The organism is Frigoribacterium sp. NBH87 (genome assembly GCF_014217665.1).
Classification (GTDB): Bacteria; Actinomycetota; Actinomycetes; order Actinomycetales; family Microbacteriaceae; genus Frigoribacterium; species Frigoribacterium endophyticum.
The window spans coordinates 2,408,770-2,432,176 of sequence record NZ_CP043650.1 but is presented as its reverse complement, the minus strand read 5'-3'; the positions used below and the strand labels follow the sequence as shown (position 1 = coordinate 2,432,176).

General features: G+C 72.1%; 22 protein-coding genes and 1 tRNA gene. 11 read left to right on the top strand and 12 right to left on the bottom strand.

From position 1 onward, the window contains the following. The first annotated feature begins 63 nt into the window (after positions 1–63). The 3 genes from F1C15_RS11325 (at position 64) to F1C15_RS11315 (ending at position 2,978) form a co-directional block, all read left to right on the top strand. Positions 64–597 (top strand): hypothetical protein, encoded by a 534-nt coding sequence (locus F1C15_RS11325; RefSeq protein WP_185231231.1) that lies wholly within the window; start codon positions 64–66, stop codon positions 595–597. Positions 598–696: 99 nt separating this feature from the next. Then, positions 697–1,686: a hypothetical protein gene (locus F1C15_RS11320; protein ID WP_185231229.1), complete on the top strand. Its 990-nt coding sequence runs from the start codon at positions 697–699 to the stop codon at positions 1,684–1,686. Positions 1,687–2,249: 563 nt separating this feature from the next. Then, on the top strand, positions 2,250–2,978 hold the full coding sequence (locus tag F1C15_RS11315; RefSeq protein WP_255465200.1) for a site-specific integrase: 729 nt from the start codon (positions 2,250–2,252) through the stop codon (positions 2,976–2,978). Between the two features lie 43 nt (positions 2,979–3,021). Here the strand turns inward: F1C15_RS11315 and F1C15_RS11310 are convergent. The 3 genes from F1C15_RS11310 to serS all read right to left on the bottom strand — a co-directional run bounded on the left by F1C15_RS11310 (position 3,022) and on the right by serS (position 5,344). Continuing rightward, a tRNA-Ser gene (locus F1C15_RS11310) sits at positions 3,022–3,106 on the bottom strand. Positions 3,107–3,221: 115 nt separating this feature from the next. After that, positions 3,222–4,073 carry an HAD family hydrolase gene (locus tag F1C15_RS11305; RefSeq protein ID WP_255465199.1) on the bottom strand — a complete coding sequence of 284 codons (852 nt, stop codon included), beginning with the start codon at positions 4,071–4,073 and terminating at the stop codon, positions 3,222–3,224. A gap of 5 nt (positions 4,074–4,078) precedes the next feature. Next, on the bottom strand, positions 4,079–5,344 hold the full coding sequence (serS, locus tag F1C15_RS11300) for a serine--tRNA ligase (RefSeq protein WP_185231228.1): 1,266 nt from the start codon (positions 5,342–5,344) through the stop codon (positions 4,079–4,081). A 128-nt stretch (positions 5,345–5,472) separates the two neighbouring features. On the opposite strand from serS, the gene F1C15_RS11295 reads away from it, so the two are divergent. Beyond that, positions 5,473–6,501: a diacylglycerol kinase family protein gene (locus F1C15_RS11295; protein WP_185231226.1), complete on the top strand. Its 1,029-nt coding sequence runs from the start codon at positions 5,473–5,475 to the stop codon at positions 6,499–6,501. A gap of 48 nt (positions 6,502–6,549) precedes the next feature. On the opposite strand, the gene pheA is transcribed toward F1C15_RS11295, so the two are convergent. Further along, positions 6,550–7,503 (bottom strand): prephenate dehydratase, encoded by a 954-nt coding sequence (gene pheA, locus F1C15_RS11290; protein ID WP_185231224.1) that lies wholly within the window; start codon positions 7,501–7,503, stop codon positions 6,550–6,552. Positions 7,504–7,572: 69 nt separating this feature from the next. Between pheA and pgm the strand changes: the two genes are divergently transcribed. After that, positions 7,573–9,192, top strand: a complete 1,620-nt coding sequence (gene pgm / locus F1C15_RS11285; RefSeq protein WP_185231222.1) for a phosphoglucomutase (alpha-D-glucose-1,6-bisphosphate-dependent) — start codon at positions 7,573–7,575, stop codon at positions 9,190–9,192. A 125-nt stretch (positions 9,193–9,317) separates the two neighbouring features. Here the strand turns inward: pgm and F1C15_RS11280 are convergent, their stop codons facing one another. Further along, positions 9,318–10,184 carry a M15 family metallopeptidase gene (locus tag F1C15_RS11280; protein WP_056052058.1) on the bottom strand — a complete coding sequence of 289 codons (867 nt, stop codon included), beginning with the start codon at positions 10,182–10,184 and terminating at the stop codon, positions 9,318–9,320. A 205-nt stretch (positions 10,185–10,389) separates the two neighbouring features. Between F1C15_RS11280 and F1C15_RS11275 the strand changes: the two genes are divergently transcribed. After that, positions 10,390–12,255, top strand: coding sequence for an MDR family MFS transporter (locus tag F1C15_RS11275; RefSeq protein WP_255465196.1), 1,866 nt, complete (start codon positions 10,390–10,392; stop codon positions 12,253–12,255). Positions 12,256–12,497: 242 nt separating this feature from the next. Next, positions 12,498–13,106 (top strand): MarR family winged helix-turn-helix transcriptional regulator, encoded by a 609-nt coding sequence (locus F1C15_RS11270; RefSeq protein ID WP_167257904.1) that lies wholly within the window; start codon positions 12,498–12,500, stop codon positions 13,104–13,106. 48 nt (positions 13,107–13,154) lie between these two features. Here F1C15_RS11270 and F1C15_RS11265 read toward each other — a convergent pair whose 3' ends face one another. After that, the gene (locus F1C15_RS11265; RefSeq protein WP_370543590.1) at positions 13,155–14,069 is read right to left on the bottom strand and encodes a site-specific DNA-methyltransferase; all 915 of its coding nucleotides are present in this window, start codon (positions 14,067–14,069) and stop codon (positions 13,155–13,157) included. A gap of 47 nt (positions 14,070–14,116) precedes the next feature. Here F1C15_RS11265 and F1C15_RS11260 point away from each other — a divergent pair, with 47 nt between their 5' ends. Further along, positions 14,117–14,401 (top strand): GNAT family N-acetyltransferase, encoded by a 285-nt coding sequence (locus F1C15_RS11260; RefSeq protein ID WP_056052050.1) that lies wholly within the window; start codon positions 14,117–14,119, stop codon positions 14,399–14,401. Between the two features lie 72 nt (positions 14,402–14,473). On the opposite strand, the gene F1C15_RS11255 is transcribed toward F1C15_RS11260, so the two are convergent. From F1C15_RS11255 to F1C15_RS11230, 6 genes are all read right to left on the bottom strand, one after another. Next, entirely contained in the window at positions 14,474–15,523 is a 1,050-nt protein-coding gene (locus F1C15_RS11255) for a biotin/lipoate A/B protein ligase family protein (RefSeq protein WP_056052046.1), read from the bottom strand. Between the two features lie 82 nt (positions 15,524–15,605). After that, a complete protein-coding gene (locus F1C15_RS11250; protein ID WP_185231218.1) occupies positions 15,606–16,475 on the bottom strand; it encodes an alpha/beta hydrolase in 870 nt (289 codons plus the stop codon). A 109-nt stretch (positions 16,476–16,584) separates the two neighbouring features. After that, positions 16,585–17,220: a PepSY domain-containing protein gene (locus tag F1C15_RS11245; protein ID WP_185231216.1), complete on the bottom strand. Its 636-nt coding sequence runs from the start codon at positions 17,218–17,220 to the stop codon at positions 16,585–16,587. Between the two features lie 256 nt (positions 17,221–17,476). After that, entirely contained in the window at positions 17,477–19,006 is a 1,530-nt protein-coding gene (locus F1C15_RS11240) for a HAMP domain-containing sensor histidine kinase (protein ID WP_255465195.1), read from the bottom strand. Then, complete coding sequence (locus F1C15_RS11235; protein WP_185234291.1) at positions 18,999–19,676, bottom strand: response regulator transcription factor; 678 nt, start codon at positions 19,674–19,676, stop codon at positions 18,999–19,001. The genes F1C15_RS11240 and F1C15_RS11235 overlap by 8 nt, the downstream gene beginning before the upstream one ends. Positions 19,677–19,949: 273 nt before the next feature. Continuing rightward, positions 19,950–20,702, bottom strand: a complete 753-nt coding sequence (locus tag F1C15_RS11230) for an SDR family NAD(P)-dependent oxidoreductase (RefSeq protein WP_056052035.1) — start codon at positions 20,700–20,702, stop codon at positions 19,950–19,952. A gap of 183 nt (positions 20,703–20,885) precedes the next feature. Here F1C15_RS11230 and F1C15_RS11225 point away from each other — a divergent pair, with 183 nt between their 5' ends. The 3 genes from F1C15_RS11225 (at position 20,886) to F1C15_RS11215 (ending at position 23,384) form a co-directional block, all read left to right on the top strand. Then, complete coding sequence (locus F1C15_RS11225; RefSeq protein WP_082514130.1) at positions 20,886–21,365, top strand: MarR family winged helix-turn-helix transcriptional regulator; 480 nt, start codon at positions 20,886–20,888, stop codon at positions 21,363–21,365. Then, a complete protein-coding gene (locus tag F1C15_RS11220) occupies positions 21,362–22,699 on the top strand; it encodes an MFS transporter (protein WP_185231214.1) in 1,338 nt (445 codons plus the stop codon). Before F1C15_RS11225 ends, F1C15_RS11220 begins: the two co-directional genes overlap by 4 nt. A gap of 106 nt (positions 22,700–22,805) precedes the next feature. Beyond that, the gene (locus tag F1C15_RS11215; protein WP_185231212.1) at positions 22,806–23,384 is read left to right on the top strand and encodes a hypothetical protein; all 579 of its coding nucleotides are present in this window, start codon (positions 22,806–22,808) and stop codon (positions 23,382–23,384) included. Positions 23,385–23,407 lie beyond the last annotated feature (23 nt).

Sequence of the window (23,407 nt, the reverse complement as noted above, 5' to 3'; positions counted from 1 at the left end):
TGCCTGTAAGTGATATGACGTGTCGACGTTTAAATAAATCAGGTGGCCTGTAGATTCGCGCGCATGGACGTGCTCGCCGACATCGGTATTCCAGTCGCCTCGATCCTGGTGCCGACCGCCATAGCAATTTGGTTGGCTAGAGCTGAGCGAAAGCGAGGCGACGAAAGCCGCTACCTCGAGCGGCGTCGGCAGGCCGCCGAGCCGGTCGTTCTCGCGCTGGCGCACTTTGTGTCACTTGACCCTTTATCTGAGCCCATGCAGCCGGAGCTTCGGGACCTGCGAGGCCGAATTGCCGTGTACCGTTCCTCGCTCCGGAAAAGCGACCTACTGTCCGGGGACTGGCTTGCGCTTCGACACGTAGATGGCATGCGGAAGTGGGCGACGGCCGTAGACCTTATTCAGGAATCCGGCGGAAATCCCGACGCCGAACTCATCTTCAATGCCGTCGAACCCGGGCACGTCTGGGCGAACGAAACGATTGAGCTTTTCTCCTCGTGGCTGGCCGGGGTCATCACTGACCTCGACTTGCAGAGGGATGGTGCGCGAATGCTTGAGCAGCAACGCTCAGACTCAATATCGAGGTCCACGGCCGCGTAACTACATCACTGGCGCTCGGCACGAGGTGGTAACCCGTGTTTTGCTTGGCTCGACGCGGTCTGCCCCTCCCCGATTGAGGCATAGTCACGAGCGTCCAGCGTGGCTACGCTCAGAGAGTTTGCGCTCGAGGGGAGCGCCAGAGGGAGGATCAAGTTGCCAGAGGCACGCACGGACAACAGCTACCGCTTCATCGAGGACGGCGTCGTCCAGCTCCGCTTTGCGGATGAAGAGGGGTCGCTGCACGCGCTGAACGCGGCGGAAGTCGCACAGGTGCTGCAAGGAGTCGTCGAGTTTACCGATGGCCTTGCCAAGCGGGGCGCGTTCGGCGACGGCATGCCGCCTACTGTGCTCGTTCGGCCCGCGCAGCAGGGCTCGTTTGTGCTCGAGGCGGTGCTCGCGTGGAGTGCCGCACACCCAGAGGTTGTCGGGATGTACATGGGCGCTGGCGGCGTTGTCGTGAAGTCAATCGACGCTGGCTTGAAGAAGCTCCGCGGGGTACGAGTTACCGATATGGAGCGCAGCGGCGACGGGCTGGTGAAGCTAAATTGGAGCGACGGAGATGTAAGTGAAGTGCCGGAGAGCGCCTGGGAGCAGCTGAACACCATGCCACGCAAGACGCGTAAGGCGCTTGCGAAGATCATGACCCCCCTGGGAGATGCCGCCGATCGGCTTGAGCTTCGAGAGGCCGCGGTTGACGAGGACTCTGATGCGGTGATGAGCGCTCCTGCGGCCTCCATCGCAACCCGCAGTGACTATCGAGAAGCGGTACACGAGGTCGACGACACCGATCAGAGCACCGAGACCTTCTCTGCAGAAGCCTCCTTCGGCAGCATCGACTTCGAGAACAGCGAGAAGTGGCGCGTATCCACAATTCGCGGGACCCGACAAGCTACAATCGAGGATGGAGACTTCCTTCAGCGCATCGATGCAGGCGAAGCAATCCATAAGAACGACCTTTTCGAAGTCACAATCCGCGAAGAGCGGGTGACTACAAACGGGCGAACCAAGACTGACTGGTTCGTGGTCGACGCACGGCTCACGAGGCGAGGTGACGATGACGCAGGTTCGAGCACACCAGCCGCGAGCTGATCGCAGGCGGACCGGACCTATCGATGCACTGAGTGTCGTCCTCTTGATCGTATCTGTGGTCGCCATCGCACTGGTGCTAGTCGGTGTTGCACGGGACCACGCATCGCCTTTGATGCTTGCCCCGCCGCTGCTCCTCGCGATCTGGAACGTTCTCACCATCCGACACAGGCGCTAGCGGGCCACTAGACCCCCTCGAGTTCCCTAGGGAGCTCGAGGGGGTCTAGTCGTTCCTCGTCCTGCTGAACGAGCCGTCAGGGTGAAGTTGGTACCCGCCATTCCGGTCGACGTCGAGACCAGCACTGCTCAGTTCCACCGCGGACGCCGAGATCGCCTCGCCCGCATCGAGGCCTGCCAGCTTGCCCACGGACGGGTTGCCCGGCACGTGGCCGTACAGATCGACCCTGCCCTGTAGCCACTCCCGGACGGCGGCCCGGCCATCGGTCTGGCCGTCGCCGCTCGTGGCCGTGGAGCCGCGGTGGGGTGCCCGCAAGGTCAGCGAGATCCGCCACAGCGACGTTCAGACGTGGGTCAGCGACCTGTCCCGGGAGCGGGGCGCTACGACCATGCTTCGCGTCTACGGGGTCCTGGCAGCCATCCTCGATGTGGCCGTCAAGGACCGCCGACTGCTGAGCAACCCTGCTCGGGGCATCAACCTCCCCCGCAAAACGAAGAAAGAACACGTCTACCTCACGCATGACCAGGTGTCAGCCCTCGCCATGGCGGCCGGAGATCGCGGCACACTGGTCCTGACCCTCGCTTACTGCGGCCTCCGTTGGGGTGAGGCCGTGGGACTGCGGGTCAAGGATCTCGACATGCTTCGGCGTCGGATCAAGGTGACCGTCAACGCCGTCGAGGTCGGTGACCGAATCGAGGTCGGGACGCCGAAGACGCACAAGCGCCGCAGCGTCCCGTTCCCGGCCCTCCTGGCTCTCCCCCTTGCTCAGCAGTGCGAGGGCAAGTCTGGGGAGGACCTGGTGTTCAGCAGCCGCCACGGAACTCACGAGCGCCGGTCACACAATGGGCACGGGTGGTTCCCTGCTGCTGTGGCTGCAGCCGGTCTGCCGGCGATCACCCCTCACACGCTTCGACACACGGCCGCAAGCCTCGCTGTGAGCGCAGGCGCGAACGTCAAGGCGGTCCAGCGAATGCTCGGTCACGCGTCTGCGTCGATGACCCTCGACGTTTACTCAGACTTGTTCGACGACGACCTTGACGCCGTAGCTGAGCGTCTCGATCAGGGGCTGGCACACACAGTTGTGGGCAAATTGTGGGCAAGTAGAGCTGCGACGTGAGCTAGACCCCCTACGAACCAAGGACTTGCTGGGGTAAGACTTGCGGAGGGCGTGGGATTCGAACCCACGAGACATCTCTGCCCACTTGTTTTCAAGACAAGCTCCATCGGCCGCTCGGACAGCCCTCCCGGTGCGCGACGGGCGAGCCCGCACGACCGTGGCCGAGTCTAACCGAGGAGGCGCGGGCGACACGGGCGCGATCGACCAGCCCGCGAGGCGGTCGCCCCTCGACCCCGACCCCGCCTACAGCGTCGCGAGCGCCGCGGCGAGCCCGTCATCGACGTCGGAGCCGGTGCGCTCGTTCGCGACGGCGAAGACGTCGTCGGGCGCCTGGCCCATCGCGCAGCCGCGCCCCTGGGCCGAGGCCCAGCGCAGCATGTCGATGTCGTTGCGGCCGTCGCCGGCGGCGAACACGCGCTCGCGCGGGATGCCCAGCCACTCGCGCACCCGCTCGAGCGCCGTCGCCTTCGTCACGCCGTCGGGCGCGATGTCGAGCCAGGCCGTCCAGCCGACGTTGTAGTTCACCTTCGAGAGGCCCATCCGCTCGACGACCTCGAGGAAGTCGTCGGTGCCGTGGTCGGGCGAGACGACGACCACCCGGGTCGCCGGGCGGTCGAAGAGCTGCTCGAACTCGACCTTCTCGGCGTTGCCGCTCGACTCGACGGTCGGGAACGAGCCGCAGTAGCGCAGCACCCCGTCGCGGTCCTCGACGGCGTAGCCGCCCTCCTGGATCTCGCCGCGGATCGTGGTGAGCACGTCGGTCGGGTCGAACTCCTCGACGTGCACCTGCCCGTAGCCGGTGGGCGCCGACTCGTCGCGCCCGAGCGTGATTGCCCCGTTCGCGGTGACGACGTAGTCGGAGACGAGGCCGAGGCGGTCCATCACCGGCAGCGTCGTCGAGACCGAGCGGCCCGTGGCGATCATCACCGCGTGGCCGGCCTCGCGCAGGCGGCGGATCTGCTCGGCGACGCCGTCGCTGATCGTGCCGTCCTCCTGCATGATGGTGCCGTCGACGTCGAGGGCGACGAGCCAGCGCTCACCGTCGACCACGCCCGCGGCGGCGGCCGAGGCCGCGACGTCGGTCGGGCTGCCCACGCCGGTCACGCGACCGGCTCGATGACCTCGAGGCCGCCGAGCCACGGGCGGAGCGCCTCGGGCACGACCACCGAGCGGTCGGCCCGCTGGTGCGTCTCGAGGATCGCCACCAGCCAGCGCGTCGTCGCCAGGGTGCCGTTCAGCGTCGCCACGGGAGCGGTCTTGCCGCTCTCGGTGCGGTAGCGGGTGTCGAGCCGGCGGGCCTGGAAGGTGGTGCAGTTCGACGTGCTGCTGAGCTCGCGGTACGTGCCCTGCGTCGGCACCCAGGCCTCGATGTCGAACTTGCGGGCGGCGCTCGAGCCGAGGTCGCCGGCCGCGACGTCGATGACGCGGTAGTTGAGGCCGAGCGACTGCATCATCGTCTCCTGGAACGAGACGAGCCGGTCGTGCTCGGCGGTGGCCTGGTCGGGGTGCACGTAGCTGAACATCTCGAGCTTGTTGAACTGGTGCACGCGGAGGATGCCGCGGTTGTCCTTGCCGGCGGCCCCGGCCTCGCGGCGGTAGCAGGTCGACCAGCCCGCGTAGCGGATCGGCCCGGCCTCGACGTCGAGGATCTCGTCGGCGTGGTAGCCGGCGAGCGCGACCTCGCTCGTGCCGGTGAGGTAGAGGTCGTCGGCGGGCAGGTGGTAGACCTCGTCGCTGTGCGAGCCGAGGAAGCCCGTGCCGGCCATGATCTCGGGGCGCACCAGCGTGGGCGTGATCAGCGGGGTGAAGTCGTTCTTCACCGCGAGGTCGAGCGCCATGTTCATCAGCGCGAGCTCGAGCCGCGCGCCGATGCCGCGGAGGAAGTAGAAGCGCGAGCCCGACACCTTGGTGCCGCGCTTGATGTCGATCGCGCCGAGCACCTCGCCCAGGTCGGCGTGGTCGAGCGGCTCGAAGTCGAAGGCGGGGCGGGTGCCGACCTCGCGGAGGGTGACGAAGTTCTCCTCGCCGCCGGCGGGCACGCCCTCGATCACCGGGTTGCCGAGCGAGCGGATCGCCCGGTCGAACGCGGCGTCGGCCTCGGTCGACGCGGCCTGGGCCTCCTTCACGCGGGCGGCGAGCGCCTGCGCCTCGGCGACGAGCGCGGCCTTCTCCTCCTTCGGGGCCTTCGCGACGGTCTTGCCGAAGGCGTTCTGCTCGGCGCGCAGCGCCTCGAAGGCCGAGATCGCGGCACGGCGGGAGGAGTCGGCGGCCACGGCGTCGTCGACCAGCGACTCGGAGTCGCCGCGGGCGCGCTGGCTGGCCTTGAGGAGGTCGGGGGCGTCTCGGAGCAGCTGGGGATCGATCACGCGACCATCCTAAGGAGTGCGTGTGGACGTCAGCCCCCGTCCCTCCCCGGAGTCGCGGGTCGGCCCGTTCTCCCGGCGACCTGCCCCGAGACCGGTCGCGGGGGCTCCCCGACCAATACGCTCGGCGCATGACCCCCTCCCCCTCCTCCTCGCCCGCCGAGCCCGGCTCGACGCCCGCGGCCGAGACGACCCAGAAGACGGCCGCGCTGATCTACAACCCGATCAAGGTCGACATCGAGGCCGTCAAGGAGTCGATCGCCCGCCACGAGCGCGAGGCCGGCTGGGGCGAGACCCGCTTCTACGAGACCAGCAAGGAGGACCCGGGCGGGGAGGTCACCGCACAGGCCCTCGCCGACGGCGCCGACATGGTGATCGCCGCGGGCGGCGACGGCACCGTCCGGGCCGTGGCCGAGGCCCTGCGGGGCACGGACGCCTCGATCGGCCTGCTGCCGTCGGGCACGGGCAACCTCCTGGCCCGCAACCTCGACCTGTCGCTCGACAACCTCGACGACTCCATCGCCACCGCCTTCCAGGGCCGCGACCGCGACATCGACCTCGGGGTGGTCGACATCGAGCGCGAGGACGGCCAGCGCGAGACGTTCGCCTTCGTCGTCATGGCCGGGGTCGGCCTCGACGCCAAGATGCTCGCGAACACCAACGACGACCTGAAGGCGCGCGTCGGCTGGCTCGCCTACGTCGACGCCATCATCCGTGCCCTGCGCGACAACAACAAGATCGACGTGCGCTACGAGCTCGACGGGGGCGGCCGCAAGTCGATGCGCGCCCACACGGTCATCGTCGGCAACTGCGGCCTCCTGCCGGCGAACATCATGCTGCTGCCCGACGCCGCGATCGACGACGGCCAGTTCGACATCGTCGCGCTGCGCCCCGAGGGCTTCTTCGGCTGGTTCCAGATCTGGTTCAAGATCGTGTGGGAGAACGGCGTGCTGCGTCGCACCCAGGTCGGCCGCCGCATCCTCGCCGCCAACAGCCGTGAGGTGCGCACCCTGCGCTACATGAAGGGCCGCAAGCTCGTGGTGCGGCTCGACTCGCCGCAGGACTTCGAGATCGACGGCGACTCCGTCGGCAAGGCCGTCGCCCTCCGCGCGGTCGTCGACGAGGGCGCGCTGACCGTGCGCGTGCCCGCCGACAGCTAGGCACCGGCAGCTAGGCACCGACAGACCGGGCCGGGGCCGGCTCGCGAACTAGAGCGAGCCGGCCACCAGCCCCCGGAGCCAGTCGCGGGCGTCGACGAACGCGTCGTCGTCGTTGCGCGGCGACACCTCGACCGGCCGGCCGTCGGCCCGGGGGTACGAGCCGAGGAAGATGACGTTCGGGCTGAAGCGCTTGAGCCCGAGCAGCGCGTCGGCGACGCGCTCGTCGAGCACGTGCCCCTCGAGGTCGATGACGAACCGGTACCGCCCGAGGGCGTCGCCGATCGGGCGCGACTGGATCAGGCTGAGGTTGATGCCCCGGGTCGCGAACTGCTCGAGCATGTCGACCAGGGCGCCCGCGCCGTCCTCGGGCAGCTCGACGATGAGGCTCGTCTTGTCTGCCCCGGTCGCCGGGGGCACCGGCACCGTGCGGCTGACCAGCACGAACCGCGTGACGGCGTTCCGGTTGTCGCCGATCTCGGTCGCCAGCACGTCGAGGTCGTGGTGCTCGGTGATCGTGGGCGGCGCGACGGCGGCGTCGGCGCGCCCCGCCCCCGCCGGCGCGGCGAGCAGGTCGGCGGCCGCCGCGACGTTCGACGTCGCGGGCAGGTGGCCGTGGCCGGGCAGCGTCGCCTCGAGCCACAGGTGCGTCTGGGCGTAGGCGACGGGGTGGGCGTTGACCACGCGCACCTGGTCGAGGGTCGTGCCGGGGCGCGCCACGAGCACGAAGTCGACCTGCACGAGGTACTCGCCGACGATGCGGAGGCCCGGAACTGTCGCGAGGGCGTCCTGCGTCGCCGAGACGCCGCCCTCGACGCTGTTCTCGATCGCGATCATCGCGGCCGTGCTGCGGCCCGAGACGACGTCGGCGAGGGCCTCGCCGACGTTGTTGACGCTGTGCCACACGGCGCCCGCGGCCTCCGGCACCTGCTTGAGCGCCGCCTCCGTGAAGGTGCCGGCCGGGCCGAGGTAGCTGTAGGTCGGCGGGGAGGCGGGGGTCGACATGACCGAGAGCCTACTGAGGGCCGTCGACGAGGCGCGACGCAGGTCGGCGGCTGGTGCCAGGATGACCCCATGACCGACCGCGCCGGAACCCCCGCACAAGACAGCGACCTGATCGACACCGGTGAGGTCGTCGACGCCTACTACTCCCTCGTCCCCGACGTCACGAAGGCCGAGCAGAAGGTCGTCTTCGGCACCTCGGGCCACCGCGGCTCGTCTCTCGACGCCGCCTTCACCGAGACGCACATCGCCGCGATCACGCAGGCGATCGTCGAGTACCGGGCGGGGCAGGGCATCACGGGCCCGCTGTTCATCGGGCGCGACACCCACGTGCTGAGCGGGCCGGCCGAGCGCACCGCGGTCGAGGTGCTCACCGGCAACGGCGTGCACGTGCTCGCCGACGCCGAGGGCGGCTACGTGCCGACCCCCGCCCTCAGCCACGCCATCCTCGTCTACAACTCCGACCCGGCGAACCTCGACAAGGCCGACGGCATCGTCGTCACGCCGAGCCACAACCCGCCCCGCGACGGCGGCTTCAAGTACAACCCGCCGCACGGCGGGCCCGCCGACAGCGACGCGACCGGCTGGATCGCTGACAGGGCCAACGAGATCATCGCGGCGGGCAACGTCGACGTGCTCCGCGGCGACGGCAGCCCGGGCCGCCACGACTTCCTCCGCGGCTACGTCGGCGACCTCGCGAACATCATCGACATGGAGGCCATCAAGGCCGCCGGCGTCAAGATCGGCGCCGACCCGCTCGGCGGCGCGAGCGTCGAGTACTGGGGCGCCATCCGCGACGTCTACGGCCTCGACCTCACCGTCGTGAACCCCGGCGTCGACCCGACCTGGCGCTTCATGACGCTCGACTGGGACGGCAAGATCCGCATGGACCCGTCCAGCCCGTCGGCCATGGCGAGCGTCGTGCACCGCAAGGACGAGTTCGACGTGCTCACCGGCAACGACGCCGACGCCGACCGCCACGGCATCGTAACGCCGGACGGCGGCCTGATGAACCCGAACCACTACCTGGCCGTCGCGATCGACTACCTCTACACGCACCGCCCGCAGTGGCGCGAGGACGCCGCGATCGGCAAGACGCTCGTGTCGTCGAGCATCATCGACAAGGTCGCCGAGAAGCACGGCCGTCGCCTCTGGGAGGTGCCGGTCGGCTTCAAGTGGTTCGTGCCCGGGCTCGTCGACGGCTCCGTCGCCTTCGGCGGCGAGGAGAGCGCCGGCGCGTCCTTCCTCCGCAAGGACGGCACGGTCTGGACGACCGACAAGGACGGCATCCTCCTCGCCCTGCTCGCGAGCGAGATCATCGCCGTCACGGGCAAGACCCCGTCGCAGCTCTACCGTGAGCTGACCGAGGAGTTCGGCGACCCCGTCTACGAGCGCGTCGACGCCGCCGCCAGCAAGGAGCAGAAGGCGCGCCTCGGCAAGCTCGACGGCGACGCCATCACGGCCACCGAGCTCGCGGGCGACCCGATCACCGCCACGCTCAGCGAGGCTCCCGGCAACGGCGCCGCGGTCGGCGGCCTCAAGGTCGTCACCGACAAGGCGTGGTTCGCGGCCCGCCCCAGCGGCACGGAGGACGTCTACAAGATCTACGCCGAGTCGTTCGAGGGCCCCGAGCACCTGGCGCGCGTGCAGCAGGAGGCGAAGACGATCGTCGACGCCGCCCTCGGCAGCTAGCGACGGCGCTCACGCGAGGAGGAGGGGCCGGGCTGCGATGGCAGCCCGGCCCCTCCTCGTCGTCACGACCACGACCACAGCCGCAGCCGCAGCCGCGGCGGCGGCGGCGGCGGCGGCGGCGGCGGTCAGCCGGCGTACGTCGGCGCGGCCGGCAGGCCGAAGAACTCCTCGAGCGTGGTGACGCCCTGCTGGTGCATCTCGGTCGAGAGCGGCACGCCCACGTAGCGGAAGTGCCAGGGCTCGTACGTGAAGCCCGTCACCGCGGTCTTGTCGGCCGGGTACCGCAGCAGCCAGCCGAACCGCCAGGCGTTCTCCGCGAGCCAGCGGCCCTGCGACGTGTCGCCGAAGCACGCCTGCAGCACGCAGCTCAGCGGCAGCGGGCTGATGTCGGCGACGAGCCCGGTCTGGTGCTCCGAGAAGCCCGGTCGGGCGCTCTGCACGTCGGCCTGGGCCTGGCCGAGCTGCTGCACCCACCCCGCGTAGACGGTCACCTGCGTCGCGTACGAGCGGTACGCGCTCTGCACGGTCATGGGGCCCGCGCCCTCCGCCTCCCCCGCGGCGAAGAGGGCGAGCAGGGCGTCGCCGGCCTCCTTCCGGAAGACGGGCGGGTTCTGCGACGAGACGTCGACGGTGACGAGGTCGGCGGGGGCGTAGTCGACCGGGTCGAGCGGCCGCAGCTTGTCGCTGACGACCCAGAGGCTGGCGGGGTCGTCGACCGAGAGGGCGCCGCGGTCGAACGCGGGCGTCGCCGGCGCGGCCGGCTCCGGGGCTGGGGTCACGGGGTCCTCCGTCGGGGCCGGGGCGGTGGGCGTCGAGCTCGCCCGGGGCGTCACCGAGGGAGTCGCGGTGCCGGTCACCGAGGCCCCGTCGTCCGCGCCGGTGCACCCGGCGAGCACCGCGGCCACGAGCCCGAGCGCCAGGGCCGACGCCGCGCGGCGCCGTGCCCCGCGGCCCGGGGAGGCGGGGCGGAGGCGCGGGCGGCGTGACGACATGCGCTCCAGGGTAGGGGGCGCACCGCGGGTCGAGCGGACGTCACGTGGCGGCGCGACGCCGCGTGGAGTAACTTCTGCGTACCACGCAAGTTTCTCGTCGACGTGACGTCGACGATCGGCGCTCACCGCGCCTCCGGCGCTGCTGCCCCCTCCCCCGCGGCCCGCCGCGCACCCCGTCAGACTCACCGCACCAGGAAGACCACACATGTCCCGGGTCACCGACTCCTCCCCCGCCGCCGCCGCGCCCGCCGAGAGACAGGGGCTGATGTCGCACCGTCAGATCCTCTTCGTCATCTTCGGGCTGATGGCCGGCATGTTCCTCTCCGCCCTCGACCAGACGATCGTCGGCACGTCGATGCGCACCATCGCCGACGACCTCGACGGGCTCAGCCTGCAGGCCTGGGTCACCACGGCGTACCTGATCGTGTCGACCATCTCGACGCCGATCTACGGCAAGCTCAGCGACATCTTCGGCCGTCGGCCGCTGTTCCTCATCGCGATCTCGATCTTCCTGGTCGGCTCGCTCGCCGCCGGGTTCAGCGAGAGCATGTACCAGCTCGCGATCTTCCGGGCGATCCAGGGCATGGGCGCCGGCGGCCTCATGGCGCTGCCGCTCACGATCATGGGCGACATCCTCGCCCCGCGCGAGCGCGCCAAGTACCAGGGCTACTTCCTCGCCGTGTTCGGCATCTCGAGCGTCATCGGTCCGCTGGTCGGCGGCCTCTTCGCCGGGGCCGACGAGATCCTCTTCGTCACCGGCTGGCGCTGGGTGTTCCTCATCAACATCCCGATCGGCATCGTCGCGCTGGGCGTCGTCGTGCGGTTCCTCCACATCCCCGGCCAGGTGCGCCGCGAGAACGTCCGCATCGACTGGCTGGGCGCCGGCGCCGTGATCGTGGCCGCCGTGCCGCTGCTGCTCGTCGCCGAGCAGGGCCGCGAGTGGGGCTGGAGCTCGCCCCGCGCCTTCGCCTGCTACGTCATCGGCGTCGTCGGCATCGCCGCGTTCATCGCCGTCGAGCGCCGCATGGGCGACGACGCGCTCATCCCGCTCAAGCTCTTCCGCATCCCGACCTTCGCGATGTCGACGGTGCTGGGCGTCCTGGTCGGCTTCGGCATGTTCGGCGCCCTCCTGACGGTGCCGCTGTACCTGCAGCTCGTCAACGGCGCGACGCCGACCGAGAGCGGCTTCCAGATGCTGCCGATGATCGCCGGCCTGATGATCTCGTCGATCGTCTCCGGCCAGCTGATCGCCCGCACCGGCCGCTACAAGATCTTCCCGATCACCGGCACGGCCTTCATGGCGCTGGGCTTCTTCTGGTTCACGACCCTGTCGTACGACAAGCCCTACTGGTTCATGATGTTCGGCATGCTGCTGGTCGGCCTCGGCCTCGGCCAGCTGATGCAGACGCTGACCATCGCGTCGCAGAACTCCGTCGGCCCGCGCGACATCGGCGTGGCCACCTCGGCCTCGACGTTCTTCCGCCAGATCGGCGGCACGCTGGGCACCGCCGTGCTCTTCTCGGTGCTGTTCTCGCGCATCCCGCAGACCATCGCCGGCGCGTTCGCCGACCGCGACCTGCAGGCCGACGCCCAGGCGGCCCTCGCCGACCCGGCCGTCGCGAGCGACCCGGCCAACGCCTCCATCCTCGGGCTGTACCAGTCGGCCCAGGGCGGCGACACCTCCCAGGTCGGGGGGGCGCTGAACGGCGACACGTCGTTCCTCAACACGGCCGACCGCCGTCTGGCCGCGCCGTTCCTCGACGGGTTCGCCAACGCGACGGTGACCGTGTTCTGGGTCGCGCTGACCGTCGTGCTGGTGGCGTTCGTGCTCAGCTTCTTCCTCAAGGCGACGCCGCTGCGACAGAAGTCGGCCATCGACGAGGCCCACGACGACGCCCAGGCGGCCCTCGCCGCCGACGCGGCCGTGCAGGCGCAGGAGGCGGCGGCCGCGACGGGCGCGCTCGTCTCGCCCGACACGGGCAGCGTCCGGACGGTCGACGGGGGCGACGCTCCCCGCCGGGGGACGGCCGCCGACGGAGCCTCCGAGGAGCCTGCGGATCAGCGACCGTGACTGGACTCCGTCGCCGAGGCGAGTAACGTTGACGACGACGTAGGCGCCACGCGCTGACGTCCTGGTCGTCTCGCCTCCGGCGGTCCCTGCCCGTGAAGCTCAGCGCGGGAGGCGCGACGACCTCGGGCCGTGCACCTCAGGGTGCACGGCCCGTCCTCGTCTCCAGGCTGCGCCGCGGGCCCCTCCCTGGGAGAACGGCGGGCCCCTCGCCCCCGTCGCCGGCCCTAGCTAGACTCTCTAGCATGCCCGACAGGTCAGCCCCGATCTACGACGCCTCCGGCTACTGGTACTCCAGCAGCAACGAGGAGCGCGGCGTCGAAGTGCTCAACGCCCTGCGCCGCTACCGTGCGGCCGAGTCCGAGATGCGCCGTCGCACGCGCACCTCCATGAAGATGGGCGAGACCGACCTCGCGGCCGTCCGCTTCCTCCTCCGCGCCCAGCGCCGCAGCGAGACCGTCAGCGCGAAAGAACTGGCCGACCACCTCGGCATCACCTCCGCCTCGACCTCGGTGCTCATCAACCGCCTCGTGCGCAGCGGGCACATGGAGCGCCACTCGCACCCGACCGACAAGCGCGGAGTCCTGCTCACGGCCACCGGCGACTCGAACAGTGAGGTGCGCGCCACGATGGCGAGCATGCACACGCGGATGATCAGCGCGGCCGAGTCGCTCACCGCCGACGAGTCGGCGGCCGTCGTGGGCTTCCTCCGCGACATGACCTCCGCGATCGAGATCGACGACCACGGCGTCGACGGGCCCGCCGGCCAGGGGCACGACGCGACGACCGCGGCGCCGGCCGCCGTGGCCGCCCACCCGCACGTCGCCACCGTCCGCGAGACCGAGAACGCCTGACCCGCTGACCCGTGCGGCCGGGCGCCCCGCTCTGCTCGGCCGCGCCGCTCAGCTCGCCGTGGCCGCCTCGGAGCCCGGCTCGGTGGCCGGCGGCTCCGCGACGACGAACTCCGCCGACGGGAGCCGTCGACGCATGACGGCCACCGCCTCCTCGTTGCTGTCGACGAGCACGTAGCGGCGCCCCAGGGCGTCGGCCACGGCACCCGTCGTGCCGCTGCCGGCGAAGAAGTCGAGCACCCAGTCGCCCTCGCGCGACGACGCCTGGACGATCCGTCGCAGCACGCCCTCGGGCTTCTGCGTGGGGTAGCCGGTCTTCTCGCGGCCGGTCGGCGACACGATCGTGTGCCACCAGACGTCGGTCGGCAGCTTGCCCCGGGCGACCTTCTCGGGGGTGACGAGACCGGGCGCCATGTAGGGCTCCCGGTCGACCGTCTCGGAGTCGAAGTGGTACGCCGAGGCGTCCTTCACGTAGACGAGGATCGTGTCGTGCTTCGTCGGCCAGCGGTTGCGGCTCTTGGCGCCGTAGTCGTAGGCCCAGATGATCTCGTTGAGGAACGACTCGCGGCCGAAGAGCGCGTCGAGCAGCACCTTCGCGTAGTGGGCCTCGCGGTAGTCGAGGTGCAGGTAGAGCGTGCCGTCGCGGGCGAGCAGGCGCCAGGCCTCGGCGAGGCGCGGCTCGAGGAACGACCAGTAGTCGTCGAAGTGGTCGTCGTAGCGCATCAGGTCGCCGCGGATCCGCTCGTAGCCCCGCCCCTTGAAACCGGTCACGGCGGTGACCGACCCCTCCACGCTGCGGATCGAGGTCGTCGAGCGCCGCTGCTGGGGCCGCCCGGTGTTGAACGGCGGGTCGAGGTAGACAACCGTGAAGGCGCCGTCGGGCAGCTGACGGGTCGCGTCGAGGTTGTCGCCGTGGACCACGAGGCTCGGGGAGTCACGGGTCCAGTCGACGGGCATGGTCACCATTCTGTCGTGCCGGGCAGCGGCCAGTTCACCGGGCGTAGGGTCGCCGGATGAGCATCACCGTCGAGAACCGCCCCCAGCAGTCCCAGTACGCCCTCGTCGAGGACGGCGAGACCGTCGGCTTCGCCGCCTACGACGTCGTCGGCGACGAGATCCGCTTCACCCACACCGAGATCGAGCCGAGCCGTCGCTCGGCCGGCCTCGGCGCGCAGCTCGTGCAGGGCGCCCTCGACGACGTGCGCGCCGAGACCTCGCTGCGCGTCGTGCCGCTCTGCCCGTTCGTCGCCGACTGGGTCGACGAGCACGTCGACTACCAGGAGCTGCTGGCCCGCTGACCCCGGTCGCCGACCCGCGACTCCCCCCAGCTCTCGGAGCTGTGCCCGCAGGGCACGCCCGCAGGGCTCACGTCACGGGACCCGGCGGAGCCACTCGGGCGTGGCGAACTTCGTCGTCACGAGCTGCTCGGCGGCCTCGAGCTCGGCCTCGGTGACGTGGCCGGTCGTGGCGCCGTAGAGGCCCGTGAAGGTCTGCTTCATGCGCTCGATGATCTCGGCGCGGGGCAGGCCGGTCTGGCTGCGGAGCGGGTCGACGCGCTTGGCGGCGCTCGTGGTGCCCTTGTCGCTCATCTTCTCGCGGCCGATGCGGAGCACCTTGACCATCTTCTCGCCGTCCATGTCGTACGACATGGTCGCGTGGTGCAGCAGCGCGCCGTTGCCGAGGCGCTTCTGGGCGGCCCCGCCGATCTTGCCCTTCGCGCTCGTGATGTCGTTCAGCGGCTGGTAGAACGCGTCGATGCCGAGCGACTTCAGCGCCGTGATGACCCACTCGTCGAGGTAGGCGTAGCTGTCGGCGAAGCTCATGCCCTGCACGAGCTCGCCGGGGGCGTAGAGCGAGTACGTGACGATCGACTGGGCGTCCATGAACATGGCGCCGCCGCCGCTGATGCGGCGGACGACCTCGAAGCCGTGCTCCTCGGCCGCGTCGAGGTCGACCTCGTTGCGGAGCGACTGGAAGCTGCCGATGACGACGGCCGGTTGCTCCCACTCCCAGAAGCGCAGGGTGGGGCCGCGACGGCCGGCGCCGACCTCCTCGGTGAGCACCTGGTCGAGGGCGAGGTGCATGTTCGGCGACACGGGGGCGTCGTGGATGATCTGCCACTCGTGGTCACGCCAGTCGCTGGCCTTCGACAGGCTGCGACGGATCGCCACGGCGACGGCCTCGGGCGTGAAGCCGAGCAGGACGGCGTCGTCGGGCAGCCCGGCGCGGACGGCCGCGGCGATCGTCGCGGCGTCGGACTCGACGGGCAGGCCCGTGATCGAGCGGTCGATGGCGTCGAGCGCCGTGTCGGGCTCGAGGAAGAAGTCGCCCGCGAGGCGGAACTCGGCGATGCGCCCGTCGCGCACCTCCAGGTCGACCACCACGAGCTTGCCGCCAGGGACCTTGTACTCACCGTGCATGCGAGCAGCCTATGCCTGCCGGCCGGGACGGGCGGGGCGGGCGGGGGGCGTCGGCGGGCAGCAGCCCCCGGGGAGGCGCGGGTCAGCGGGGCACGCGGGCGTCCAGCCAACGGGTCAGGTCGTCGAGCACCTCGTCGCGGTTCGTCTCGCGGAAGATCTCGTGCCGTGCGCCCTGGTAGACGACGAGCTCGACGTCGGTGAGGCCGCTCCGGTTCACGTAGGCGTCGGCGAGCCTGCGCGCGCTCTCCTCCCCGCCGAGCGGGTCGTCGTCGCCGACCATGATCAGCAGCGGCACGTCGTGCTCGAGGTGCTTCGACGGGCGGCCCAGCAGGCGCAGCGTGTCGCGCCAGCCGAAGAGCTGCATCACCTTCGCGTCGACGACGAGGGGGTCGGCCGCCATCGCCTCGGCGACCGCGGGGTCGCGGCTCAGCCACTCGAAGCCGGTGCTGCCGAGGTGGGCGTGGCGCGCGTTGAGGTCGCCGCCGTTCATGCTGCCGGGCACGCGGTAGGCGGTGCCGGTGAGCACGACGGCGTCGTAGAGCGAGGCCTTCCGGTCGACGATCGCCTGGAGCATCAGCGACCCCCACGAGTGGCCGAGCGCGACGACGGGGAGGCCGGGGGCCTCGGAGCGGATGATCCCCGTCAGCTGGACCACCGCCTCCGCCGCTCCCCGCACGCCCGAGGGGCCGAGGCGCCCGAGCTTCGTGTGGTCGCCGCCGTGCTGGCCGAGACCGGTGGCGCCGTGGCCGAGGTGGTCGTCGGCGTAGACCGTCCAGCCGGCGCGGACGAGGTGCTGCGCGACCTCCTCGTAGCGGAGCGCGTGCTCGCCCACGCCGTGCATGATCTGCACCGCCCCTCGGGGGTCGGCCGCCCGCCACACGTAGTAGTGGACGGTGACGCCGTGCGCGTCGACGAACTCGAAGTCGCCCCGGGCGGCGGAGAAGGTGGGCATGCGGTCATCTTGGCACCGACCGGGGGCGGTCACGGTGCGGCGGGGCGGACGCGAGGAGGCGCGGGCCGGCTCCCGAGGGCCGCCCCGCGCCTCCTGCGCGGCGTCAGGGTCAGCTGCGCGGCGCGTCGACGTCGGTGCGGACGACGCCGAACGCGGCGTCGAGGTCGACGTCGACCTCGGTGCCGTCGTCGAGCCGGACGTCGACCTCGTACGCCACGCCGCCGTCGTCGCTGCGGTCGACGTCGGTGACGGTGCCGCCGCCGGCCGCGCTGAGCGCTGCGGCGGAGGCCTGGTCGTAGTCGGCACCGGTGACGGTGTCGTCGTCGGTGCCGGTGCCGGTCGTGGCGTCGCCCGAGCCGCCGGCGGAGTCGTCGGTCGCGCTGCCGGAGGCGCCGTCGCGGTCGTCGTCGTCGCGGCCTCCCCGGTCGCCCCGGTCGCCCCCGCGGTCGTCGCCCGTGCGGGTCGACGTCACGGCGTAGTCGTCGTCGAGGTACACGTGCGTCTCGCCGCCGCCGGGCAGCGAGACCTCGACCTCGTAGCCGGGCAGGCCGTCGCCGATCGTGTCGACCTCGGTGACGGTGCCGCCACCGGTCTCGGCGAGCGCCGCCTCCCGGGCACGGTCGGTGGTCTGGGCCGACAGCCGGTCGTCGTCGAGGCCGGTCGCCAGGGCGACGCCGCCGCCGCCGAGCACGAGCACGGCCGCCACTCCGCCGGCGATCAGCAGGGTCTTCTTGGTGTTCTTCATGACGGTGTCTCCGTTCGTCGAGCCGCTGTGCGGCCGGTGGTCGTGGGGGTGGTCAGTGCCGGTGCGGGGCGGGCCCCTCGGCGATGACCCCACTGTGCCGACCGGGCGCTGAAGCACCCCTGAAGCGACCTGAAGGGACCTTCAGCCGGCGCGGCCGCGCGCCGAGTGGTCACGATCTGCTGCTCTGGCGCCCGGCGACGCGCAGATCGTGACCACTCGACGGGAGGCTCGGCGTCAGCCGGCGGCAGGAGCGGCGTCAGCCGGCGGGGAGGTCGACCACGAAGCGCGCGCCGCCGAGCGGAGAGTCGTCGACGCGCACCGCTCCCCCGTGCACACGGACGATCTCGGCCACGATGGCGAGCCCGAGGCCGCTGCCCCCGGCGTCGCGGTCGCGGGCCTCGTCGAGGCGGACGAAGCGCTCGAACACCCGCCCGCGGTCGGCGACGGGCACCCCGGCGCCGTCGTCGTCGACGGTCAGCACCGCCCGGCCGTCGCGCTCGACGAGGGCGAGCGCGACGGTCGAGGTGGCGTGCCGTGCGGCGTTGGCGACGAGGTTGCGCACGACCTGCCCGAGCAGCGGCTCGTCGCCGACGACACGGGCGGGCCCGACGCCGGTGGCGTCGACGCGGATCGGAGAGGAGGCGCGGATCGGCGGGGAGGCGCGGAGCCGCGACGCCTCCGCCACCACGAGGTCGTCGAGGTCGACGGGCCGTCGGGCCACGCCGAGCTGCCCCTCGTCGGCGCGGGCCAGCACCAGCAGGCCCTGCACCAGGGCCGTGAGGCGCGCCTCCTCGCCGAGCACGGTGCCGGCGAGGGCCTGCCCGTCGATGCTGCCGGGGTGGAGCAGCGCGACCTCCGCGTGCTGCCGGATGGTCGCCAGGGGCGTCTTGAGCTCGTGGGACGCGTCGCCGACGAAGCGCCGCTGCGCGCGGGCGGAGGCGTCGAGCCGGTCGAGCATGCCGTTCAGGGTGCGGGCCAGGCGGGCGATCTCGTCGCGCCCGCCGGGGTCGCGGAGCCGTCGGTCGAGGCGCGTGGCGGTGACCTCGTCGACCTCGCGGCGCATGGCCTCGACCGGGCGCAGGGCCCGGCCGACGACGAACCAGGTCGTCACGCCGAGCACGACCAGCGCCACGGGCACGGCGACGCCGAGCGTCACCAGGCTCGCCGCGGAGGCGGCCTGCGCCTCGTCGAGGGAGCGCGCGGCCACGACGGTGAGCTCAGCCGTGTCGGCCGCGTCGTCGTCGGCCGCGCCGGCCGCGTCGTCGTCGGCGCCCCGGCCCCCGCGGCCGGACGAGTCGTCGTCATCGTCGTCGTCGTCGCGCGACGCCGACGCGGACGGCTCGCCACCCGACGACGCCCCGTCGCTCGCGCCGCCGGCGACGTCGGCGGTGTCGCGCTCGACGACGAAGGCCTCGCCGTCGAGCCGTGCCCGGCCGCCCGACGGCACGGTCGAGAGGCGGGTCGCCTCGGTGACGAGGTCGTCCTCGCCGCCGGCCGCGAGCACAGCGCCGGCGGAGTCGAGCACGACGACCAGCGTGCCGTCCGCGTCGCCGGCCACCGCGACGGCGGGCGTCTGCCCGGCCTCGAGCGCCGAGGCCACGCGCGAGACGTCCGCCTCGGCCGCCGAGCGCGGGGCGTCGTCGAGCACGGCGCGCTGCACGACCGCGAAGACGAGGGTGAAGAGGCCGAGGGTGACGGCGACGGCGAGCACGGCGGCCGCGGTGGTGCGGAGTCGCAGCGAGCCACGGCGACCACGGCGCCCGACGGGAGGGGCGTGCTCAGCCACCCCGCGACTCCAACCGGTACCCGGCCCCGCGGAGCGTGACGATCGCCTCCCGCCCGAAGGGGCGGTCGACCTTGTTGCGCAGGTGCCGCACGTACACCTCGACGATGTTGGGGTCGCCCTCGAAGTCGTCGTTCCAGACGCCGTCGAGCACCTCGCGCTTCGTGACGACGCTGCCGGCCCGTCGCATCAGGAACTCGAGCACGGCGAACTCGCGGCTCGTCAGGTCGACGACCGCGTCGCCGCGGTGCACGGTGCGGGCCGCGGGGTCGAGCCGCAGGTCGCCGGCCTCGAGCACGACGGGCCGCTCGCGGGCACCGCGCCGCACGAGGGCGCGCAGCCGGGCGAGCAGCACGGCGAACGAGAACGGCTTGGTGAGGTAGTCGTCGGCGCCGGTGTCGAGGGCCTCGACCTGGTCCCACTCGCCGTCCTTCGCCGTGAGCATGATGACGGGGGTCCAGTCGCCGCCCTCGCGCATGGCGCGGCAGACGGCGTAGCCGCTCATGCCGGGCAGCATGATGTCGAGCACGACCACGTCGTAGCTGCCCTCGCGGGTGCGCCAGAGGGCGTCGATGCCGGTGCCGGCCACGTCGACGGCCATGCCCTCGGCCTCGAGCCCGACCCGCAGGCCCTCGGCCAGGGTCGCCTGGTCCTCGACGACGAGCACGCGCACGGCCGGCTCCCTCCCCGCGGGCGCCCTGCCCACGCGCCCAGTCTGGCGGGCGAGCGCTGAACCGGCGCTGAAGCGGCGGCGGGGCCGGCGTCGCACGGTCTGCCACGGCCGGCGGGTCGGTGTCATCGCGGGTGGCCGCACCTCGAGGTTCGGCGGGTCGCCGTCCTCCTGGGCGGGCAGGCGCCCACCCGCCCACGAGGACACGGACCCGCCGCACCGCGCAGCGAGCCCGCCGCACCGGCCAGCGAGCCCGAGCCCTCGGGGAGGCGCGGGTCAGTGCGCCGAGTAGCCGCCGTCGACGAGGTGGTAGCTGCCGGAGATGAACGACGCCTCCGGGCTGAGGAGGAACAGCACTAGCGCGGCGACCTCGGCGTCGGTGCCGAGGCGGCCGGCGGCGTGCTGCTGCTCGAGCGCGGTGAGCGCCTCGCCGGAGAGCGACGCGCGCACGAGGGGCGTGTCGATGAAGCCGGGGCCGACCGCGTTCGTGCGGACGCCGCGGGCGGTGTACTCGAGCGCCGCGACCTTGGTCAGGCCGACCAGGGCGTGCTTGCTGGCGACGTAGGCCGCGTTCTGGGCCAGGCCGACCGTGCCGAGCACCGAGCTCATGTTGACGACGGCCCCGCCGCCGGCCTCGACGATGGCGGGCAGCTGGTAGCGGAGGCCGTAGAAGACGCCGTCGAGGTCGACGCCGCGCACGCGGTCCCAGGCGGCGACGTCGTACTCGCCGATGTCGGCCGGGGCGGCCCCGATGCCGGCGTTGTTCACGGCGAGGTGCAGGGCGCCGTACGTCGTCTTCGCGAACTCGACGGCGGCGTCGGACTGCTCGGCGACGGCCGTGTTCTGCTCGAAGGCGGTCGCGGCGCCGCCCGCGGCGACGATCTCGTCGACGACCGACTGCGCGGCGTCGAGCTTGATGTCGGTGACGACGACGGAGGCGCCCTCGGCGGCGAGCGCCCGCGAGATCTCGGCGCCGATGCCGCTGCCTCCGCCGGTGACGATCGCGGTCTTGTCGGTGAACCTGGCCATGGTGGTCCTTCTTCCTTCTGCGGCGCTGTCACGCCGGCGTCCTGGTGCCCCTCGGGGCATCGTCGTGGGGCTCGTCGTCGAGCCGTCCACGACGATACGCCTGCATCGACCTTTCCTCAACAGGTGTCGTCGATCTCCCCAAGATGTTTACTTAGCCGAGCTAACTGCTCATACTGGAGGGCGATGACCGACGTGACCCCCGCCTCCCCCGCTCCCCCCTCCGCCGCTGCCCCGCTCCGTGCGCTGCCGCACGCCCAGCTGGCCACGACGGTGCGCGGGTCGGTGCTGAGGCTGGCGCGGCGCCTCCGTCAGCAGAAGGCCGAGGCCGACGTGAGCGACGCCCAGATGGCGGCGCTCGGCTGGGTCTACCAGTCGCAGCCGCTGACCATCGGCGCCCTCACCGAGCACGAGGGCGTCACGCCGCCGTCGATGAACCGCACCGTCGGCAAGCTCGTCGAGGCCGGCCTGCTGGCGCGCCGGGTCGACGAGGCCGACCGTCGCCGCGTCGTGCTCGAGACGACGCCGGCGGGGTCCGCGTTCGTGGTCGAGACGCGCCGCCGCCGCGACGCCTGGCTCGCGCCCCGGCTCGCCGCCCTCACCCCCGACGAGCGCCGCACGCTGGCCGACGCGACCGAGATCCTGCGGAAGCTGACCCTCTCGTGAGCGCCATGTTCCGCTCGCTGCGGCTCTACAACTACCGGCTCTGGTCGGCCGGGGCGCTCGTCTCGAACACCGGCACCTGGATGCAGTCGACCGCCCAGGACTGGCTCGTGCTCACGCACCTCACCGACCACGACGCGACGGCCGTGGGCATCACGATGGCGCTGCAGTTCGCGCCGCCGATCCTCCTCGTGCCGGTCACGGGGCTCATCGCCGACCGCTTCGACCGGCGGCGCATGCTGATGCTGACGCAGGCGACGATGGGGCTGCTCGGGCTCGCGCTCGGCCTCCTCGTGCTGACCGACGTCGCCCAGCTCTGGATGGTCTGGGTCTTCGCGCTGCTGCTCGGCACGGCGAACGCGATCGACGCGCCCATCCGCCAGAGCTTCGTCTCCGAGCTCGTCCCGCCGGGGCACCTGGCCAACGCCGTCTCGCTGAACTCGGCCTCGTTCAACGCCGCGCGCCTCCTCGGCCCCGCCGTCGCCGGCGTTCTGATCGCGGGGGTGGGCACGGGCTGGGTGTTCCTGATCAACGCGGCGTCGTTCGCGGCGGTGCTGGTGTCGCTGCGCTTCATCCGGGTGTCGCAGCTCGAGGCGAAGCCCCGGGTGTCGCGGGCGAAGGGCCAGATCAGGGAGGGGTTCCGCTACGTGCGCGGCCGCCCCGACCTCCTGGTGATCTTCGCCGTGATCTTCGTGATCGGCACCTTCGGCCTCAACTTCCCGATCTTCACCTCGACGATGGCGAGCGTCGAGTTCGGCGTCGACGCCAGCGGCTTCGGCCTGCTGTCGTCGTGCATCGCGGTCGGCTCGCTGGCGGGCGCCCTGCTGTCGGCCCGGCGCGAGCGGCCGCGGATGCGCGTGCTCGTGCTCGCGGCCTTCGCCTTCGGCGTGACCTGCACGGTCGCGGCGCTGATGCCGACGTACTGGAGCTTCGCCGCCGTGCTCGTCACCGTGGGCCTCTCGTCGATCACGCTGATGACGACAGCGAACGGCTCAGTGCAGCTGTCGGCGGCCCCGGAGATGCGCGGTCGCGTGATGGCCCTCTACATGGCGATCTTCACGGGAGGCACCCCGCTCGGCGCCCCGATCGTCGGCTGGGTCGCCGACACCCTCGGCCCGCGCTGGGCCATCGGCGTCGGCGCGAGCGCCGGCTACGTGGCGGGCGGCCTCGCGCTGGCGTGGCTGATCCGCCGCCAGCACCTGCGGCTGCGCCGCGGCGGGTCGGTGCTGCACCCGCGCTTCCGGGTCGAGCACGACGGCGACGGACTCCGCGAACAGCGCGAGGAGACCGCCGAGGCGATGGCGGCCGACGAGGCCGCTGTCCGCCAGACGACGTAGCGACCGGCCGGGCCGCCGCGCGGTCGCTGTGGGGCGTACGCTCCCCGGCACGAGCAACCGGGTCGTCGACCGACGAGCCGAGCGACTCGGCGGCGGAGGGCCGGCCATGGGCAGAGCGACGGTCAGCGGCGTCGTGGCGATCGCCACCACGACCGTGGGAGGCGCGCTGGGCCTCGTCGTGCTCGCTCGCCTCGACCGCACGGCCGGCTCCGGAGCCGAGGCCGGCGGCGTCGCCACGGCGCTGACTCCCCTCACGACGACGGGCGCCGGGGCCGCCGCGACCCCGGTCGCCGCGGTGCCGTCGGCCGCGGCGACGGCCGGTGCCGGCGCGGCCGCGACGCCCGGTGCGGTCGACGGCACGGGCGCCGCGGGCACCTCCGTCGTCACCCCGCTGGCCGGCGGCGACTACGTCGGGGTGGCCCTGGCGCTGCTCGCGGCGGCCGTCGTGGTCGGCGGGCTCGTCGTGCTGCTCGTCGCCCTCGCGGACCGCGTGCTCGCCGACAGCCCGGACGGGTCGACGTTCGGCCGACGCCCGAGGTCCACGCCTCCGCGGGTGGCCTCGGCGGTCGGGGCGACGACCGGGCGCGCCGCACCGGCAGCCGCCCCGGCGGGCGACCCGCCAGGAACGCTCATCCACTCCGGAGTGGATCAGCCGCCTGCGCCGGCGACTCCGCAGCACGACTGACCCGTCGCGCGTCGGCTCCCCCG